The organism is Bacillus sp. ATD, assembly GCF_050585765.1.
In the GTDB taxonomy this organism is placed as follows: Bacteria; Bacillota; Bacilli; order Bacillales; family Bacillaceae; genus Bacillus; species Bacillus stercoris.
This window is the reverse complement of sequence record NZ_JBOBQH010000011.1, coordinates 97,647-115,017: the sequence shown is the minus strand read 5'-3', so window position 1 is coordinate 115,017 and position 17,371 is coordinate 97,647. Positions and strand designations below refer to the sequence as shown.

At 42.7% G+C, this 17,371-nt stretch carries 18 protein-coding genes; 5 read left to right on the top strand and 13 right to left on the bottom strand.

Annotated elements, in window-relative coordinates; translation table 11 throughout:
- Positions 1-289: 289 nt before the first annotated feature.
- Complete coding sequence (locus ACQXR1_RS19895; RefSeq protein WP_430772748.1) at positions 290-1,174, bottom strand: nucleotidyltransferase-like protein; 885 nt, start codon at positions 1,172-1,174, stop codon at positions 290-292.
- Between the two features lie 207 nt (positions 1,175-1,381).
- On the opposite strand from ACQXR1_RS19895, the gene ACQXR1_RS19890 reads away from it, so the two are divergent.
- Positions 1,382-1,735 (top strand): YgzB family protein, encoded by a 354-nt coding sequence (locus tag ACQXR1_RS19890; protein ID WP_306289970.1) that lies wholly within the window; start codon positions 1,382-1,384, stop codon positions 1,733-1,735.
- Between the two features lie 34 nt (positions 1,736-1,769).
- Here ACQXR1_RS19890 and perR read toward each other — a convergent pair whose 3' ends face one another.
- A complete protein-coding gene (perR, locus tag ACQXR1_RS19885) occupies positions 1,770-2,207 on the bottom strand; it encodes a peroxide-responsive transcriptional repressor PerR (RefSeq protein WP_003223285.1) in 438 nt (145 codons plus the stop codon).
- A 132-nt stretch (positions 2,208-2,339) separates the two neighbouring features.
- The gene (gene bcp, locus ACQXR1_RS19880) at positions 2,340-2,813 is read right to left on the bottom strand and encodes a thioredoxin-dependent thiol peroxidase (RefSeq protein WP_014663282.1); all 474 of its coding nucleotides are present in this window, start codon (positions 2,811-2,813) and stop codon (positions 2,340-2,342) included.
- 152 nt (positions 2,814-2,965) lie between these two features.
- On the opposite strand from bcp, the gene ACQXR1_RS19875 reads away from it, so the two are divergent.
- Positions 2,966-4,255, top strand: a complete 1,290-nt coding sequence (locus ACQXR1_RS19875; RefSeq protein ID WP_041521271.1) for a glutamate-1-semialdehyde 2,1-aminomutase — start codon at positions 2,966-2,968, stop codon at positions 4,253-4,255.
- A gap of 219 nt (positions 4,256-4,474) precedes the next feature.
- Complete coding sequence (locus ACQXR1_RS19870; RefSeq protein ID WP_430772747.1) at positions 4,475-5,536, top strand: aromatic acid exporter family protein; 1,062 nt, start codon at positions 4,475-4,477, stop codon at positions 5,534-5,536.
- Positions 5,537-5,610: 74 nt separating this feature from the next.
- On the opposite strand, the gene ACQXR1_RS19865 is transcribed toward ACQXR1_RS19870, so the two are convergent.
- From ACQXR1_RS19865 to fabL, 5 genes are all read right to left on the bottom strand, one after another.
- Positions 5,611-7,353: an ABC transporter ATP-binding protein gene (locus ACQXR1_RS19865; RefSeq protein WP_430772746.1), complete on the bottom strand. Its 1,743-nt coding sequence runs from the start codon at positions 7,351-7,353 to the stop codon at positions 5,611-5,613.
- Between the two features lie 86 nt (positions 7,354-7,439).
- Entirely contained in the window at positions 7,440-7,970 is a 531-nt protein-coding gene (ntdP, locus tag ACQXR1_RS19860; protein ID WP_003223272.1) for a nucleoside tri-diphosphate phosphatase, read from the bottom strand.
- 143 nt (positions 7,971-8,113) lie between these two features.
- Entirely contained in the window at positions 8,114-8,374 is a 261-nt protein-coding gene (locus ACQXR1_RS19855) for a YgaB family protein (RefSeq protein WP_430772745.1), read from the bottom strand.
- Between the two features lie 172 nt (positions 8,375-8,546).
- Entirely contained in the window at positions 8,547-8,801 is a 255-nt protein-coding gene (gene sspE / locus ACQXR1_RS19850) for a gamma type acid-soluble spore protein SspE (RefSeq protein ID WP_014663277.1), read from the bottom strand.
- 68 nt (positions 8,802-8,869) lie between these two features.
- Positions 8,870-9,622, bottom strand: coding sequence for an enoyl-[acyl-carrier-protein] reductase FabL (gene fabL, locus ACQXR1_RS19845; protein WP_430772744.1), 753 nt, complete (start codon positions 9,620-9,622; stop codon positions 8,870-8,872).
- Between the two features lie 81 nt (positions 9,623-9,703).
- Here fabL and ACQXR1_RS19840 point away from each other — a divergent pair, with 81 nt between their 5' ends.
- Complete coding sequence (locus ACQXR1_RS19840; RefSeq protein WP_430772743.1) at positions 9,704-9,928, top strand: hypothetical protein; 225 nt, start codon at positions 9,704-9,706, stop codon at positions 9,926-9,928.
- Between the two features lie 7 nt (positions 9,929-9,935).
- Here the strand turns inward: ACQXR1_RS19840 and mutY are convergent, their stop codons facing one another.
- Positions 9,936-11,045: an A/G-specific adenine glycosylase gene (gene mutY / locus ACQXR1_RS19835; RefSeq protein WP_306289972.1), complete on the bottom strand. Its 1,110-nt coding sequence runs from the start codon at positions 11,043-11,045 to the stop codon at positions 9,936-9,938.
- Between the two features lie 215 nt (positions 11,046-11,260).
- Between mutY and ACQXR1_RS19830 the strand changes: the two genes are divergently transcribed.
- On the top strand, positions 11,261-12,244 hold the full coding sequence (locus tag ACQXR1_RS19830) for a metal-dependent hydrolase (RefSeq protein ID WP_014663274.1): 984 nt from the start codon (positions 11,261-11,263) through the stop codon (positions 12,242-12,244).
- Here ACQXR1_RS19830 and ACQXR1_RS19825 read toward each other — a convergent pair.
- The 4 genes from ACQXR1_RS19825 to ACQXR1_RS19810 form a co-directional block, all read right to left on the bottom strand.
- Entirely contained in the window at positions 12,237-14,822 is a 2,586-nt protein-coding gene (locus ACQXR1_RS19825; protein ID WP_430772742.1) for a YfhO family protein, read from the bottom strand. The two genes, ACQXR1_RS19830 and ACQXR1_RS19825, sit on opposite strands and share 8 nt — an antisense overlap.
- A 71-nt stretch (positions 14,823-14,893) precedes the next feature.
- A complete protein-coding gene (locus ACQXR1_RS19820) occupies positions 14,894-15,883 on the bottom strand; it encodes a glycosyltransferase family 2 protein (RefSeq protein ID WP_014663272.1) in 990 nt (329 codons plus the stop codon).
- Positions 15,884-16,113: 230 nt separating this feature from the next.
- Positions 16,114-16,974, bottom strand: coding sequence for an epoxide hydrolase EphM (ephM, locus tag ACQXR1_RS19815; RefSeq protein ID WP_430772741.1), 861 nt, complete (start codon positions 16,972-16,974; stop codon positions 16,114-16,116).
- Positions 16,961-17,293, bottom strand: a complete 333-nt coding sequence (locus tag ACQXR1_RS19810; protein WP_326246658.1) for an SdpI family protein — start codon at positions 17,291-17,293, stop codon at positions 16,961-16,963. The genes ephM and ACQXR1_RS19810 overlap by 14 nt, the downstream gene beginning before the upstream one ends.
- Between the last annotated feature and the right edge of the window lie 78 nt (positions 17,294-17,371).

Sequence of the window (17,371 nt, the reverse complement as noted above, 5' to 3'; positions counted from 1 at the left end):
ATGGATCACAGGTTAAGTTCACCGCATCCTGCGGCGACACCTGTGTGACCTGCGTCATGCAGGCCCTAGTTTGACTGACTACGCACATCGCTGTGCGATTTATAAAAATGAATTAACAGGTACGTTTTGTCTTGTTTAGTTTTCAAAGATCATTTTCACTTCTTGTCGAAGCGACTTTATTAATATAACATTTTGACTTTCTTTTGTCAAATGTTTTTTGATTTATTTCCCCGCCGCTGTGAGCTTATTTTTCAGAAGCGCATCAGCGACGTTTAATAATATAACACGGTCAAGAAATAGAGTCAACACCTTTTTTAAAAGAATATCCTCGGTGATAGACAGCCTGTCCTTTCGTTTCTATTTGGCTGACGTTGATAAGTCCCTTTTCTGTCAAGTAATCAAGCATAACGCCAAGATCCTGTGTAAAGTGCTTTAGGTCATGATGTTGAAGAAGCTCACCGAATTGCCAAATGTCTTTTTCTTTCATTACTTCGAAAAGATGCGCCGAACCGATCTCTGCTTTAGAATGGATTAGAAAATCATTTGCTAAGAATAATAATTCTAGTCTTTTTTCCAAGCTCTCGTGACTTTCAATCAGCTCGGAATATAATTTGTACACTTGGGGCTCCATCTGGCGCACTTGGCTCCACACCGTGGTTTCGGGATGAAATCCTCTGTCGATTACTTCAATACGTGCTAAATGATGCAACGCATGAACAACGGCGTTGTAGGCATCTAAAAATTGATTGGCTTCAAAAAAAGCTTTTCCTTCAACATACCTTCTGATTAATTTGCCGTATTCGAGTCCGATCTTCAGTTTACGTTCGGCAAACGGAAATGTATTCAGCCTGTCAATCAGTTCAGCAACGTATTCATTACGGTCAAACAAGATTCTGCCATTTACAATCCAATCTATGATTCTTCTATTTGTTCCAAGCAAAATCCATTCTTGAATCTGAGAATCTGTTACCACATGCAAAGAAGCTGTTTGATGATCGAATTCATAGTGCTTTATAAAAACTGGCTCATCAGCATCCTTTACAATCACCAGCAAAGCTGCGTCAAAGTTGTCTGTTAAGGAAGATGTTTTGTTTCTTCTCTCAATCATAATGACAGCTAATGTATTGGGGTGACTTGCTCTTTCTTGGTAAATTGGGCGGAGAAGATTTTCCATCACTATTCCTCCAATGCAATTGTTCAAATTTTTTTATTCTCTATTTGATTCAATTCTATGGTTAAAACGAAATTCCTTTTTTCTAAACACATTGAACTATTATAAACAATTTCACAGCAAGTCTCCATAAGTAAATTCCAGTTCAACCGAAAACATGAAGAAAATCCCATCGGGTTTGTGCTATAGTTAAATCAGAGGGGGATGGACATGGCGAAATACTCCAGCAAAATTAATAAAATCAGAACATTCGCGTTAAGTTTGGTTTTCGTTGGGTTTATCATTATGTACATCGGGATTTTTTTCAAAGAGTCAGTTTTGCTTTCTAGTTTGTTTATGATACTTGGGCTCTTATCGATCGGTCTCAGCACGGTTGTTTACTTTTGGATTGGAATGCTTTCGACTAAAGCGGTTCGCGTCATTTGTCCAGGCTGTAATAAAGAGACAAAGGTTTTAGGAAGAGTCGATATGTGCATGCATTGCCGAGAGCCGCTGACTTTAGATAAGGGATTAGAAGGAAAAGAATTTGATGAGTCTTATAATAAAAAGAAAATGTCGAAATAAAATAAGCTGACCGTTTCGTGCGGTCAGCTTATTTTTAATGATTTTCTTTTTTCGAACACTCTTGGCAGACGCCGTAAATTTCTAAACGGTGGTGGCTTACCTTGAAACCAGTGACGTGGGCAGCAAGCTGCTCAACTTCGTCAAGGCCCGGGTAATGGAAGTCCACAATTTTCCCGCAGTTTTCACAAATCGCGTGATAGTGATCGGATGTGACAAAATCGAATCTGCTGGAAGCATCACCGTATGTGAGCTCTTTTACCAAACCCGATTCTCGGAACACACGCAAATTGTTATATACCGTCGCTACGCTCATGTTAGGAAATTTCCCTTCCAGAGCTTTATATATATCGTCCGCTGTTGGATGAGCCATAGAGTTAACGAGATATTCCAGAATCGCATGACGTTGAGGAGTAATGCGAACTCCGGTTTCCTTCAACGTTTCTAAGGCTTCTTTTAGTTCATGTGCAGCCATCCGTCATGCACCTCTCTTCTAAAAAAAATTCTTACATTGTAATGTTTATAATTAGTGTAACTCTTTCTACGATAATTTGTCAATTGATATCAGGGTAAAAGTAAGCATATCATTTGAGGCTGAAAGACGAATTTACTTTTCCGACATATCCTTGAGGGTTTGAAGCGCTTCGGCTACATGGTCTTTCACTTTTACCTTTCTCCATTCTTTAACGAGACGGCCTTCTTTATCAATTAAAAAAGTGGAGCGCTCGATTCCCATATATTCTTTTCCGAAGTTTTTCTTCAGCTTCCACACATCAAACGCTTCCGCCAGCTTATGCTCATCATCAACAAGAAGCAGAAATGGAAGGTCATGCTTCTCTTTAAATTTTCCGTGTTTTTCCTGACTGTCCGGGCTGACACCGATAATGACGGCATCCAGTTCACTGAAGCTTTCGTGATTGTCCCGAAAATCGCAGGCTTCCGTTGTACACCCCGGTGTCATGTCCTTTGGATAAAAATAAAGCACAATATACTTTCCTTTATAATCCGATAATTTTACTGTTTCCCCATGATCGCCTTTTAACTCAAGATCAGGCGCTTTTTGTCCGATTTCTATAGTCATTACGTTACCTCCGGATGTTTTTTTATTAAGCGTATCCAATTCTTGTCCAGATTACAACCATCTCAGCTGCATCTGAAGCCCAAAGCCATTGTTCTTGTTCGGAAGCATGCTACAATAGAAAGGACGCATGGAGATATAGGAGGTTTTTATTCTTGCATACAAAATCAATTGAACTTCACAATGAGGCATTAGAGCACATTGTCGGCGGTGTAAACAGCCCGTCTAGATCATATAAAGCAGTCGGCGGCGGTTCTCCCGTTGCAATGGAGAAAGCAAGCGGCGCTTATTTTTGGGATGTGGACGGCAACAAATACATCGATTATTTAGCAGCGTATGGTCCGATTATTACAGGACATGCCCACCCGCATATTACAGAAGCGATTAAAAAAGCGGCAGAGAACGGTGTATTGTATGGAACACCGACGAAACATGAGGTTACATTTGCAAAGATGCTCAAAGAAGCTATTCCCGCTATGGACAAAGTAAGATTCGTCAATTCGGGAACAGAAGCCGTTATGACGACCATCCGCGTGGCCCGCGCATATACAGGCCGGACAAAAATCATTAAATTTGCAGGCTGCTATCACGGGCATTCGGACCTTGTGCTTGTCGCTGCAGGCTCCGGCCCGTCCACTCTCGGCACTCCGGACTCAGCCGGTGTACCAAAAAGCATTGCAAACGAAGTGATCACTGTTCCATTTAATGATATCGAAAGCTATAAAGAGGCTCTTGATAAATGGGGCAGTGAAATCGCGGCAGTTCTCGTTGAACCGATTGTCGGCAACTTCGGTATCGTTGAGCCAAAAGAAGGTTTCTTAGAAAAAGTAAATGAATTGACGCACAATGCAGGCGCTCTCGTTATTTACGATGAAGTCATTACGGCTTTTCGCTTTATGTATGGCGGCGCGCAGGATCTCTTACAGGTGAAACCGGATTTAACAGCGCTCGGAAAAATTATCGGCGGCGGACTTCCGATTGGCGCCTATGGCGGCAAAAAAGAAATCATGGAGCAGGTAGCTCCGCTAGGGCCTGCTTATCAGGCTGGAACAATGGCAGGGAACCCCGCTTCCATCCTATCAGGCATCGCTTGTCTGGAAGTGCTCAAAGAGGAAGGCGTGTATGAAAAGCTTGATCACCTTGGCGCAATGCTGGAAGAAGGCATTTTGCAGCACGCAAAAACACACGGCATCACAATTTCAGTCAACCGGTTAAAAGGCGCACTCACGGTTTATTTCTCTGATGAGAAAGTCGAAAATTATGAGCAGGCTGAACGGAGTGACGGTGAAACATTCGCTAAGTTTTTCAAACTGATGCTGGAACGCGGAGTTAATTTAGCACCTTCTAAGTATGAAGCCTGGTTTATCACGACAGCACATACAGAGCAGGATATTAAAGACACGCTTGAGGCGGTCGAGGATGCTTTTAAACATCTTAAAAACTAGAATTTGACACCTTGGACAGGAGCATTGAGCTCCTGTTTTTTTATGGATTCAAATAACGTGTAAGATTTTGGTCTTTTTCTAGAAAAATAGCTTGAATATTTGTATCGATCCCTGTATATTACTTAATTGTTTAGCAAATAAACTAACCGGGAATTTTAAGGATTAGCCCATTTGCTATGTCACACAATTTACTATAGAAAGGAATGCACGCACAAACCAATGAAACTTGGTGCCCGCATTTTCAAAACCGGGATTGCGATTACACTTGCCCTTTATTTGGCTTCGTGGATCGGGCTTCCCGCGCCGATTTTCGCTGGAATTGCAGCGATATTTGCGATTCAGCCGTCGATTTACCGCTCTTTTCTCATTATTATTGACCAGGTTCAGGCAAATATCATCGGAGCTGTGATTGCCACAGTGTTCGGCCTTATTTTCGGACCCAGCCCGATTATGATCGGGTTAACAGCAGTTATTGTCATTACAATCATGCTGAAACTTAAAATTGAACATACAATTTCAATTGCTCTTGTAACAGTCATTGCGATATTAGAATCTGCCGGTGACGACTTTTTAATGTTCGCGCTGATCAGAACAAGCACAGTCATCTTAGGGGTGCTTTCTTCCTTTATCGTCAACCTTGTGTTTTTGCCTCCTAAGTACGAAACAAAGCTGATTCATAATACCGTCGAAAACACCGAAGAAATTATGAAGTGGATCAGATTGTCCATGCGGCAGTCGACAGAGCATTCGATTTTGAAAGAGGATATTGAAAAACTGAAAGAAAAAATGATCAAGCTTGATCAGACATATCTTCTATATAAAGAAGAAAGAAGTTACTTTAAGAAAACGACTTATGTGAAATCAAGAAAGCTTGTCCTGTTCAGACAGGCAATTATTACTGCAAACCGGGCGCTTGATACATTGAAGAAGCTGCATCGTCTGGAAAACGAGATCTATCATATGCCGGAAGAGTTTCAGGAAACACTGACTGAAGAGCTTGATTACCTGCTTTACTGGCATGAACGGATTTTAATGAGGTTTGTCGGCAAAATCAAGCCGCATGATGACGCGGATGAAGAAGGCATTCGATATAAGCAGCTTTTAACAAAGTCCTTTTTAAAAAATCAGCAAAATACGGATGAGGAGCTTATTGATTACAACATGCTCAATATTATGGCAAGCGCCGTAGAGTACCGCGAGCAGCTCGAACATTTAGAAACACTCATCACAAGTTTTCAAACGTATCATCCGAAAGACTGCGAAATAGAAACGGAAGAGTAACCCGGTTAAACAGCCGGGTTTTTTTATACAAAAAAATCTTATATCCTTCGTTAAAAGGATATAAGATTGATGTTTTAGTTCAAATTTTGAATGGTAAATAAGTGCTTGTACTGGCTGTCATTGTCCATGAGTTCATCATGGGTTCCGGTTTCAATGATTGTGCCGTTTTCCATGACGACAATCTTATCCGCATGTGTGATCGTCGATAAACGGTGGGCGACAACAAAAGTTGTTCTGTCCTTCGCCAGTTTGTCCATCGCTTCTTGAATATAATGCTCACTTTCCAGATCAAGAGCGGATGTCGCTTCATCTAAAATGAGGAGCGGCGGATTTTTCAGGAATACCCGCGCAATTGAGATCCGCTGCTTTTGTCCGCCTGAAAGCTTAACGCCTCGTTCTCCCACCCGGGTCTCATATCCTTCTGGAAAACCCATGATAAATTCATGGGCATTTGCAGCTTTGGCGGCTTCAATAATTTCTTCAAGAGTGGCATCAGGTTTGCCGATTGCGATATTCTCCCGAATCGTTTCACTGAATAAAAAGGTATCCTGCAGCACCATGCCAACCTGGTTGCGAAGGCTTCGCGCTTCATAATCGCGTATATCCTTCCCGTCAATCAGCAGTCTGCCGCTTGAAACATCATAAAATCTCGGGATCAGGCTGACGAGCGTTGATTTTCCTCCTCCGCTCATGCCGACGAGAGCTACAGTTTCCCCTCTATTTACTTTTAAAGAGACATCATGGAGAATGTTTTCTTTTTCCTTTTCATATTGAAATGAAACGTTTTGAAACTCCACTCCTCCGCGAATCTGATCTGCCTTAATCGCATTTGGTTTGTCAGTGAGTTCATAGGGCTCGTCGATAAATTCAAACACCCTGTCCATTGATGCGATTGACTGTGTCAAGGTTGTAGAGGAATTGATCAGCCTTCTCACAGGGTTGTACATTCTGTCAATATATCCGACAAACGCGACCATTGTTCCGACTGTCAGCGGTCCATTAATGACAAAATAGCCGGCGCACGCAATGACGATGAGCGGCGCCAAATCTGTAATGGTATTAACGACCGCAAAGGTTTTGGCATTCCAATTCGTGTGGCTGATGGCCTTATCTAAGAAATGACCATTTTTCTCATTAAATTGAGCCTGTTCATGGTCTTCTATTGCAAAGCTCCTGATGACCGGCATGCCTTGAATGCGCTCGTGCAAATGCCCCTGTACTTGAGCAAGCGCCTGTGAGCGCTCCCTTGTCAGCTTTCGTAAACGGCCGTAAAAATACTTCACTGATATACCGTATAATGGGAATAAAACGATAGAGATCAGTGTTAATTTTATGTCCAGCGTCAGCATGATAGAGATCACGATCAAAATCGTCAGCATATCTAGCCATATATTCATCAGGCCTGTGATGACGAAATCCTTTGTTTGTTCTACATCATTAATCACTCGGGAAATGACTTCCCCTGTTCTTGTATTCGCATAAAAACGAAGGCTGAGCTTCTGTATATGGTCAAACAGCTTAGCTCTTATGTCATAAAGCACCTTGCTGGCCGTCCACTGGGCAAAATATTGCCGATAATATTCAACAGGCGGGCGCAAAATTAAAAATAAGGCGAACATGATCGCCATAATCGTGAACAATGACGTTGTTTTGTCACTAGCCGTGCCGCCTCCTTGAATAATGTCGTCAACTACGTACTTCAGAAGCAATGGGAGAGCAAGCGGAATGGAGAATTTTACGATCCCGATTAACACTGTAACGAAAATTTGCTTCTTATAAGGTTTGACGAATTGCATGTAGCGTTTCATAACCCCCACGTTGATTCCCCCTCTCTCTTGATCATGATGTGTGTGAGCCCATGTGAAAAACCTGTTGTACCCCGCAACAGGTTTTTACGTAACCATTATTTTGTATAGCGCAAATACCGTTCATACCACATATCAACAAACTCGGGCGCAAACGGTCCCTGACGCTGGTGAATCCAATGGAGCAGCGTGTTTAAGTAGTCTCTTAATATACTGTCGATTTCTTTTGGATAATTCATGGCTTTCCGGTGATCATCATATTCGTCTTCATCAAGAATATTGTAGGTCATGTCAGGGAAAACCTTAACATCTAAGTCATAATCGATATATTTAATTGCTTCGCCATCATAGGCAAACGGAGAACTGATGTTGCAATAATAATGAACCCCGTCTTCCCTCAGCATCCCGATGACATTAAACCATTGTCTTGCGTGAAAATAACAGATTGCGGGCTCTCTGGTTATCCATGTCCGGCCGTCTGATTCGGTTACCATCGTCCGGTCATTGGCCCCGATGACACACATTTCTGTACTTTTTAAGATTGTTGTCTCATTCCAAATTCTATGAATCAGCCCGTTGTGCTTATAGCTGTGAATTTGAATGGTTTCTCCTTCCTTGGGATAGCCCATATTTCTCCCCTACTTTCTATAAAGCCCTACAGTTAGTATGTCCAAATTTGCTTACCGACAACGTCTTTTACCTATTATAACGTTACAATTTGAAAAATGAAAATAAAAGAGCCATTCCGGCCGGGGAATGGCACATTCCTGCACTACACAAAGGAAGACGGCTTTTCTGAGCTGCGATAAGAACGAATGACCTGCTCTGTCTGTTTTTGAAACATATCTTGTATATCGGCAAGGTGTTTCCGTTTCACCGCAATTTCAGCCTGAATCCCCCGCAGCCTTGCATCCCTATCCAAATGCCTGAGTTCCGCTTCAATTTGTTTGCAGCGGTCGAGCTCTGATTGGAGATCGAGAAGCTTATCCATCGTTTTCATCTGTTCACTTACCAGCTTTTCAAATTCCGTCATCGGTTCCTCCTTCAGCCTGGTGAAAGTATAAACGTTTCCTCCTTTAATCATTTCGATCTCCATAAAGCAAACCCTTTGACTCATTCTGTAGACCTTCCACAAGTTTTGTCGTTTTTCAAACAGAAAAAAGCACTTCCACCCGAAGATGAAGTGCTTTTTTCTGTTTCAGTGATTAGCTGTTTTGTTGTTTGTTTTGTTCAGCAGATTGGTTTTGTTGTCTTACCTGCTGTGTGTCAGTTTCACTAGCGAATTCAGTGCCGAATTGACCTTGTTGGCCAGCTGATTGCTGGTTTTGTTTTCTAACTTGCTGAGCGTTTGTTTCGCTAGCAAATTCAGTGCCGAATTGACCTTGACCAGCAGCTGATTGTTGGTTTTGTTTTCTAACTTGTTGAGCGTTTGTTTTGCTGAAATTATTTGAGTTAGCCATTGTTATCACCTCCACGGTCATTAGAATGTGCAGGTGATCGTATAGCTATTCCTCTTTTTTAAAAATTTTTAAACGAGCAGTGAGCGTCCGCCGTCAACGATAATAGTCTGTCCGCGGATCATGTCAGCCTTGGAAGACACTAGAAACTCAACGGCATCAACCATGTCTTTAATTTCGACCATGCGGCCCGCCGGTGTGTTTTGGCGCGCATCCTCAAGCAAATCTTCTCTATTCGGGAAGTGTTTCAGCGCATCTGTGTCGATCGCTCCGCCTGAAACAGCATTGACAATAATTTGTTTTGGTGAAAGCTCAACCGCAAGATAACGTGTTAGAGCCTCTAACGCTGCTTTTGATACACCAACCGTAGTGTAGTTTTCAAGATAGCGGATAGAGCCTAATGAACTGATGCTGACAATATGCCCGCCTCCGTTCTTCTCCATTAGCTTGGCAGCTTCCTGAGCGCAGAAAAGCAATGCTTTCGCATTAATGTTCATCGTCCAGTCCCAGTGTGTTTCTTCTAGTTCCATGACAGGTCTCAGAACGCCTGAAGCGGCATTATTGACAAAAACATCAAGTCTGCCGAACGTTTCATCAATTTGCTGAAACATTTCTTTGATTTTTGCAGGCTGTCCTACGTTTGCTTTTACGACAAGCACTTTAACACCAAGCTTTTCGATTTCTTCTGCTGTTTCTAGTGCTGCTTTTTTGCTGCGGGCATAGTTAATGACGATGTTATAGCCGTTCTCAGCAAGTCTGATCGCGGCCGCTTTTCCGACACCGCGGCTGCTTCCTGTTACGAGTGCACATTTATTTTGTTCCATTTTTCCTCATCTCCTTGTAGCGTATAGTTCTTTTATTTCCACAAACAATAATGGCAAGAACTTTAAAGGGGGTCTTCTGTTATGTATGTCGGACGTGATATGAGCGAATTGAACATGCTTTCCAAAAAAGATTGGAAGAACAGTGAACTCGCTTATTTTCATCATGCCTTTCAGCAAATTATGCCTTACTTGAACGAAGAAGGCCAATCAAAATACCGGGAATTAACGCAAGAAATTGAAGCGCGCGGCGGAATGAAGCGCAATGAAGCTGACTACAGCCACGGCACGCGCGTTTCTTACGATTAAGAATGGTTTACGGAGCAGCCGAGTATGAGGCTGCTTCCACTGCCATCTTCCAGATTTTTTGATGTGACACCGGGAACGCAAATTGTTCGAGCTCTTCTTTCGTTACTTTTTTCAGCTCGGCAGTATCCGACACTTGTTTTACTTTACCGAAAAACACAGAAATATTCCATACCAGGTGGGTGAAAACGTGCTCGACTACACCTTGCAGATCACTGATATCAGCTTGTATCCCATATTCGTTTTCTAGAAATGCTATGAGCTGTTCACGCTCAGTTTTGATCCCTTTTTGGGTTTCAAGATTAGGGAATTCCCATAGGTTGGCGAGCAAACCTTTAGACGGCCGTTTGTGGATATACACTTGTCCGTCTTCATCGGTCAGTACGATTGCAGCCATTGTTTTGATCCCGGGCTTTTTCTTTTTGCTTTTGACCGGAAGCTCCCGTTCAGTGCCTTCTTCAAATGCTGAGCAATGCTGCTGAACCGGGCATAGCAGGCATGAAGGTGATTTTGGCGTACAGATCAAGGCTCCAAGCTCCATCAAGCCCTGATTAAATTCAGAAGGTTTTTCTTTGGAAATAAAAGCTCGTATAGCATCTTCAAAGATCGTTCTTGTTTTTGGTTTGGCGATATCATCCCAAATAGAAAGAATTCTGGACATGACACGCATCACATTTCCGTCAACCGCGGGAATGGGTTTATTGTAGGCTATACTGAGCACCGCTCCCTTTGTATAAGGGCCGACGCCTTTTAACCCGCCAAATTCTTTCTCGTTTGGAGGGACAATGCCGCCGTATTCCTGTTTTACTTCTTTTACTGCGCTTTGCAGGTTTCTGACTCGGGAATAATAGCCGAGTCCTTCCCATGCTTTCAGCACCTTTTCTTCATCTGCATCAGCGAGCGCTTCCACTGTCGGGAATTGTTCCACAAATCGCAGAAAGTAAGGAATCACTGTCTCTACTCTCGTTTGCTGCAGCATGACTTCAGATACCCACACTTTATACGGATCTTGGTCCTCTCTCCACGGAAGAACGCGCTGCTCCCGTTCAAACCATGAGATTAAATCATCGCGAAATTGCTGTATGTCTTTTTGTTTTAATTTGTCTTCAAGTACGTTCATATGTGTTTCTCCCCAGTCTTTCGCGCCCCGCTTTTCTTTAGACTGTTTTTTGTTGTACACTAAGGGCACAGTACGATAATATGTTACATTAAATAATAGTAAAGAAAAAGCGGAAACATATGAGAACGATTGAATCAGTTTAAAAATTGGGTATATGAAAATGGGGAGTTTCTTACAAAGTGAATGTGCAGGATCATCCTGCAAGGAGGTCACCTATGGATACGGGCACACATGTCGTTATGGGCATCGCACTGGGCGGTATTGCGACGCTTGATCCTGTTGTCGCATCAGATCCGGCAATGGCTCACGCTGTTATGATCGCAACGCTTGCGGGCTCTCAGGCTCCGGATATTGATACTGTGTTAAAGCTTAAAAACAATGCTGTTTATATAAGGAATCACAGAGGATTTACCCATTCAATTCCCGCCGTTTTGTTTTGGTCTGTCATCATCCCGGCGATTCTGTATTTATTTTATCCTCAGGCCAATTTTCTGCACCTGTGGCTGTGGACGCTGCTGGCCGTTGTTCTGCATGTCTTCGTCGATATATTCAACGCCTATGGGACACAAGCCATTCGTCCGTTTTCGAAAAAATGGGTTGCGCTTGGGCTGATTAATACGTTTGATCCGTTTATTTTTATCAGCCATCTGGCAGCTATTGCGATTTGGTATGCAGGCGGCAGTCCCGGCATCACGTTTCTCAGCTTATATATCATATTGGCAGGCTATTATTTGGTGCGCCTGATCATGCAGCTGAGAATTAAACGAAAGCTTCATGAGATGATTCATGATGAGATCGAAAGCATTATTATTTCTCCAACGATGAAATTCAGGCAATGGCGAATCGCAGTGACGACAGCACATGCTTTCTATGTAGGAAGAAGCATGGAAGGGCACGTCGTGATTCTGGATACATTTAATCGAGTGCCTGTTCCTGAAACCGATGTAATGCATGCGGCAAAGCAGGATGATAACATCGCGGCGTTTCTGTCCTTTTCTCCGGTTTACCGGTGGGAAGTGGATACGTTTAAAGATCATTATGAGGTGAGATTTATCGACCTGCGTTATCGGAGCAAAGGGCATTATCCTTTTGTGGCAATTGTTCATATCGGCCATGATCTTACGATTCGTTCGTCCTATACGGGATGGATATTCAGCGAAGAAAAACTTCAGAAAAAATTAAAGCTCGGCTCTATATAGAGCCGGGCTTTTTACGTCTTATATATAAAACAGCAAGCAGCAGACTGACGAGAGATATGATCGCCGATATGTTGAAGTATGGCGGATAGTAGGTCAGCTCAATGTGATTGTCTCCCTTTTGCGCCTTGAAGCCTATAAAAGAATAATCCGCTTTTTCAATCTTCTGTGTGTGTCCGTTGATTTTCAGCTCCCAGCCTTTTTCATATGGGATCGGAAGCATGATGTACTGGTCTTTTGACAGATGATATGCAAAGGTCAATTGATTTTTGTTCCAATTCAGTTTCTCTGCTTTCTCTGTTTTATGTTGCAATACAGCGTTTTTCAGCGTTTCATAATTCTCTTCATAGAGCGCTATATTTCTCAGCTCATAGGTTCCTTTCGGAAGATGGATTGAGATATGGCCTGATTTAGGCACTCTGACCGTAATATCATTTACACCGGTTTTATAGATCGATTTGTTCGATTTCCTTGTTGTGACATAATCATTTACCTTTAATGTAAATCCTTTGTCTTTTGCTTTGCTTTTCAAATAAAAGCTGACATAGTAGTCTCCCGGAGCGGATGATGGCTGTTTAGGAGTGATGGTCAGCTCTCCTCCGTTTTCTCCAGTTACGGTGAGCAGTCCGTTTTGATAATGGGCTTGTTTTGCGGTGATGTCCGACTTGGTGATCAAATTGGCCGGTTTTGGTGTCTGCTCGGTTTTTTCAGATGGATCTTTTAATATGATTCCTTTCAGCATCGCCTGTTCTTTCGCAAGAGCGGGCAATTGGTCCAGCTCACTTTCACTGTATATGGCATCCGCTGTTTTGACGAATGGAAGCATGTACTCATTCTCATAAACCGCATAATGCTCTGTTTCTAAATGCTTTTTGAAGCCGTACGGGACGCTGGCTGCGTTTGTTTTTTCCGTCATATAATATTTGCCATAAAGCAGGCTGTATAAATTCGTCCTGTCTCCCAATGACGCATAACGGCTGACGCTTTCCCTGCCCATATCGATGCTTAAATCATTCCAATAGAAGGCCAGCAGATCTTTATTTAAAATGCTGGAATAGGCGCTGAAGCCATTAAATCCGTAAATGATTGGCGTATTATTGCGGACACCGTTCATCCAGTCGATTCTCATGAGCGGGTCATTGTCTTCCTTTTGTAAACGTCTGATGAGCTCAGATGATTCTTGCCCTCTGTATTCCTCACTTGTAAGATATTCTCTTGTCACACTATCCAGATCGCCGCCTTCTGAGAGTGCGTATTTTTGATAGGAGTTGGCGACAAACAGCGAAGAAAGAATGATGATACCGTACACAGCCACTTTTGCCTGTTTTTTCGCAAAAGCTGCAGCAAACAAGGCTGCGATTGTCATGAGTAAGAGCAAGAGAATGCTTTCATTCGCAGGCTGCCATATATCGAGCTTATACCTTTGGATATGATACAAGTAAAGAAGCAGGACGATAGCTATGGCCGGGAGCAGTTCTTTCCGTTTCAGTTCAGACAGCTGTGACAAACCAGCCGCCGCTGCTCCCGCAATGGTAAAGGCCAGAACATATTCAAAGCGGTTTTGCGGGGCGGAAAAGCCGTTAAAAACGCTTGCCGCATACGGACTGAAATGAAAAAGAATAAACAGCAGGCTCAATCCGGCAAAAAGACGAAACACACGGTTTTTGTAAAAAGACATCATAAACAAAAACAGCAGAAAAGCGGCCGGCACAATGATGATCCGGCTCGAAAATAAGATATTATCATCGAAATTGAGCCACTCTATTTTCTGGCTGTATGGAGGGCGCAGGTTGTTTAAATAACCGTATACCACCGGCACAAACACCGCCGCACTGATGCCAAAAGAAATGAGGCCTGAAACCAGAAATAATCTGCATTGAACCCATCTTTTCACTTCATCTTGTTCCAGTCTGATCAGCCATCTGAACAGCACATAGATTCCGATGAATATAAGGTTTATGTATGCAAAGTAAAAATTGTTGATGAACGTCAGCGAACACGCAACAATAAACCACGCCGGACGCCGCTCTCTAATAATTTTTTCTGCGCCAAGCACAAGCAGCGGAAGCCAAACCATTGTATCGGTAAAAAATTCCCAATACGCTTCATGACGGAAATAAATAATCGAGACGCCGTATAACACGCCCCCCGTAAACGATGCCGCTCTATGCTTGAGAAGATAGTGAAAAACAGAAGCGGACGTAAAGATGATCAAGCTCAATTTGAAAATACTGATAAAAACAGCTGACTCTGCCCAAAAAAGCGTATCCGCTTCTCCGATAAACTGGAGGGCTTGAAGCAGCCAGACAACGGCGGACACAGCAAGAAATAGAAAAGAAGCAGAAAAATAATAGCCGAGCTGACTGAATGTGCCGCCGCCAAGTCCGAATGAATAATTGTAGAAAAAATTCCCGTGTGTATATTGGTCAAATAATAATTTTTTAAATACGATCATTTGCGCAAGTCCGTCACCCGGACCTGTCATATACCTGCCTTCCGCCCATTCTTTCACAAAAAAGGCGTGTGCCAGAACGGACACCAGCAGACTGGCCGCATAGATCATAACATGTTTTCTTTTCATATACATTCTCCAGTCTTGCTTTTAAGATGATAGACACGCAAAAAAAGCACTGCCAATGACGCTTGGTGATTTCAGTGCATTTTTGTCAGACGCCGCACGCTTTTTAATTCGTTCGTTTCAGGCAGGTCTTTGTTTGGGATGTTCGCTTCTTTGATCAAATAATGCGGGCGTTTTTTTGTTTCATAATAAATTCGGCCGATATATTCGCCTATGATCCCGAGGCTTAACAGCTGTACTCCGCCGAGAAATAATACTGCCGAGATAATAGTGAAATATCCGGGGACAGAAATACCGTTAGTCAGAATTTTAACGAATGTGGCAATGATATAAATGATGGAAAGCAGCAAGATGAAAATGCCGGTGTAAAAACATAATCTCAGCGGCTTATGATTAAATGAAACGACGCCGTCCATGCCGTAATTAAACAGACTGCTGAACGACCATTTGGATGTGCCGTTTTTCCGTTCGACATTTTCATAAAACACAATTTTCTGATCAAAGCCGATCCAGCAAAAAAGGCCTTTTGAGAAGCGGTTTCCTTCGCTCAGCTTCAAAAGAGCATTTACAGCTTGGCGGCTTAACAATCTAAAGTCACCCACACCATCACGCAAATCGACTTCCACCGCTTTATTAATGAACTTGTAATACATTGATGATAAGAGTGAGCGGACAAACCCGTCCCCTTTTCTGTTCCTTTGGGCAATGACCTGGTCGTACCCTTCTTCGTAGCCTTTGATAAATTCCTTCAGCAAATATGTCGGATGCTGCAGATCGGCATCCATTACAATTACCGCCTCGCCCTGAACATGCTCAAAGCCTGCCAAAATCGCGGCTTCTTTTCCAAAATTCCGAGAAAAAGATATATATTTCACCCGGCTGCACGTCACTGCCAAGTCTTTGATCTGCTGAAGCGTGTCATCAACGCTTCCGTCATTTATGAAGAATATTTCATAGTCATAATGAATGTTTTTAAATTCCTTTTTTAAAGATTCATGAATGAGTTTGACATTATACCCTTCATTGTAAGACGGGATAATAATCGAGATTAATCCTTGCTTCATTAAGGCACCTTCTTTTTATTATTCTTTTTAAGTATTGCCTTAGGGGAGTTTTACACAAATCTTCAGTAAGGCTATTCCTTTTTTTAAAGTCGTTTAAACCTGTTTTTTGTTACAATTTTATGGTGACATTCATGATTTTTAATGTTATTTTGTCATGTTTAAAACAGACTATGAAAAAATCGCACAGAAAAAGTCTGCCATTATGACAGACGGATGGAGAGAAAATTTTCTTATTGGTTCTTAAGATATTCCAAAATCAGCTGATTAACGATGGCTGGTTTTTCGTGGTTAATCCAATGGGATGCTTCATCTACAAAGATGAGATGTCCATTCGGGCATTGCTTTTCCGTCTCTTTCGCAAGCTTTCTGCTCAAAAAGCGGTCTTCCATTCCCCAGATCATCCGGTAAGGTGCTGTTTCGTAAGGCGGTTTCTCTGCAAGGCTTCCTTTTCTGAGGGCTCTGTACCAGTTCAGCATAGCTGTCAGTGCACCCGGCTGTTTCCACGCTTCTTTGTACCTGCTGACATCATCGGACGAAAAAATCTCCGGACGGGTCGATAATCCAATCGCTTTGTCTAATGTTTCATAATCATTTTCCCTTAGTGATGCCTCCGGTATGTCTGGCAGCTGAAAGAATGCGATATACGAGCTTTTCAGCCACTGCGGCGGATAAAGCGGCGTTACGGTTTTCATGACGTGCGGGTGCGGGATGTTGATCGCGATCAGTTTTTCAAGATATTCCGAGCGTGTGGAAGCCAAATGCCATGCGACAGCCCCTCCCCAGTCATGCCCGATGACAATTGCTTTTTCATCAGTGAATTGCGTAATAAGTCCGATGATATCATCTCTTAATGTATCAATTCGGTACGAATCAACTCCTTCCGGTTTGTCACTGAGATTGTAGCCCCGCTGATCAGGAGCAATGACCCGGTAACCCGCATCAGCAAGCGGTTTGATTTGATTTTTCCAGCCGTACCAAAACTCAGGAAATCCATGAAGCAGGACAAGTAACGGGCCGTCTTCCGGTCCTGCGCTTGCCACATGGAGCGTGATTCCGTTTGTATTGACAAACTGGCATTTAACTCCGTCCACTTCTATCTCCTCCTTGACTGTGCATCATGGTTTTCAGTCTTTTTTCCGTTAGCATAAATATGATGACACAAGCGGCAACCAGCAGGATTAGCTGAAGAATGATCAAGCTTGATCCCAGCAAAAATCCCATTCCCGCAATCACCAAGCCTGACAGGATCATTAATGATGCACTGTAACGGTTCGCTTCATTCCATAATCTTTGATCTGACATTGAGCGTCTTGTTCTGTATCCGTACACACTGTTGATGGATTTGGGAGGAAACTGTTTGATCAGTATGCCCGCAATGATCATAAGCCCTCCGCCGACTAAACCAGCCATATTATCATCTCCTTTATCATTGTTACGTGCAGAAAGAAGAAATGTTTCACACATAGACAAAAAGACAAGCCTCGGCCT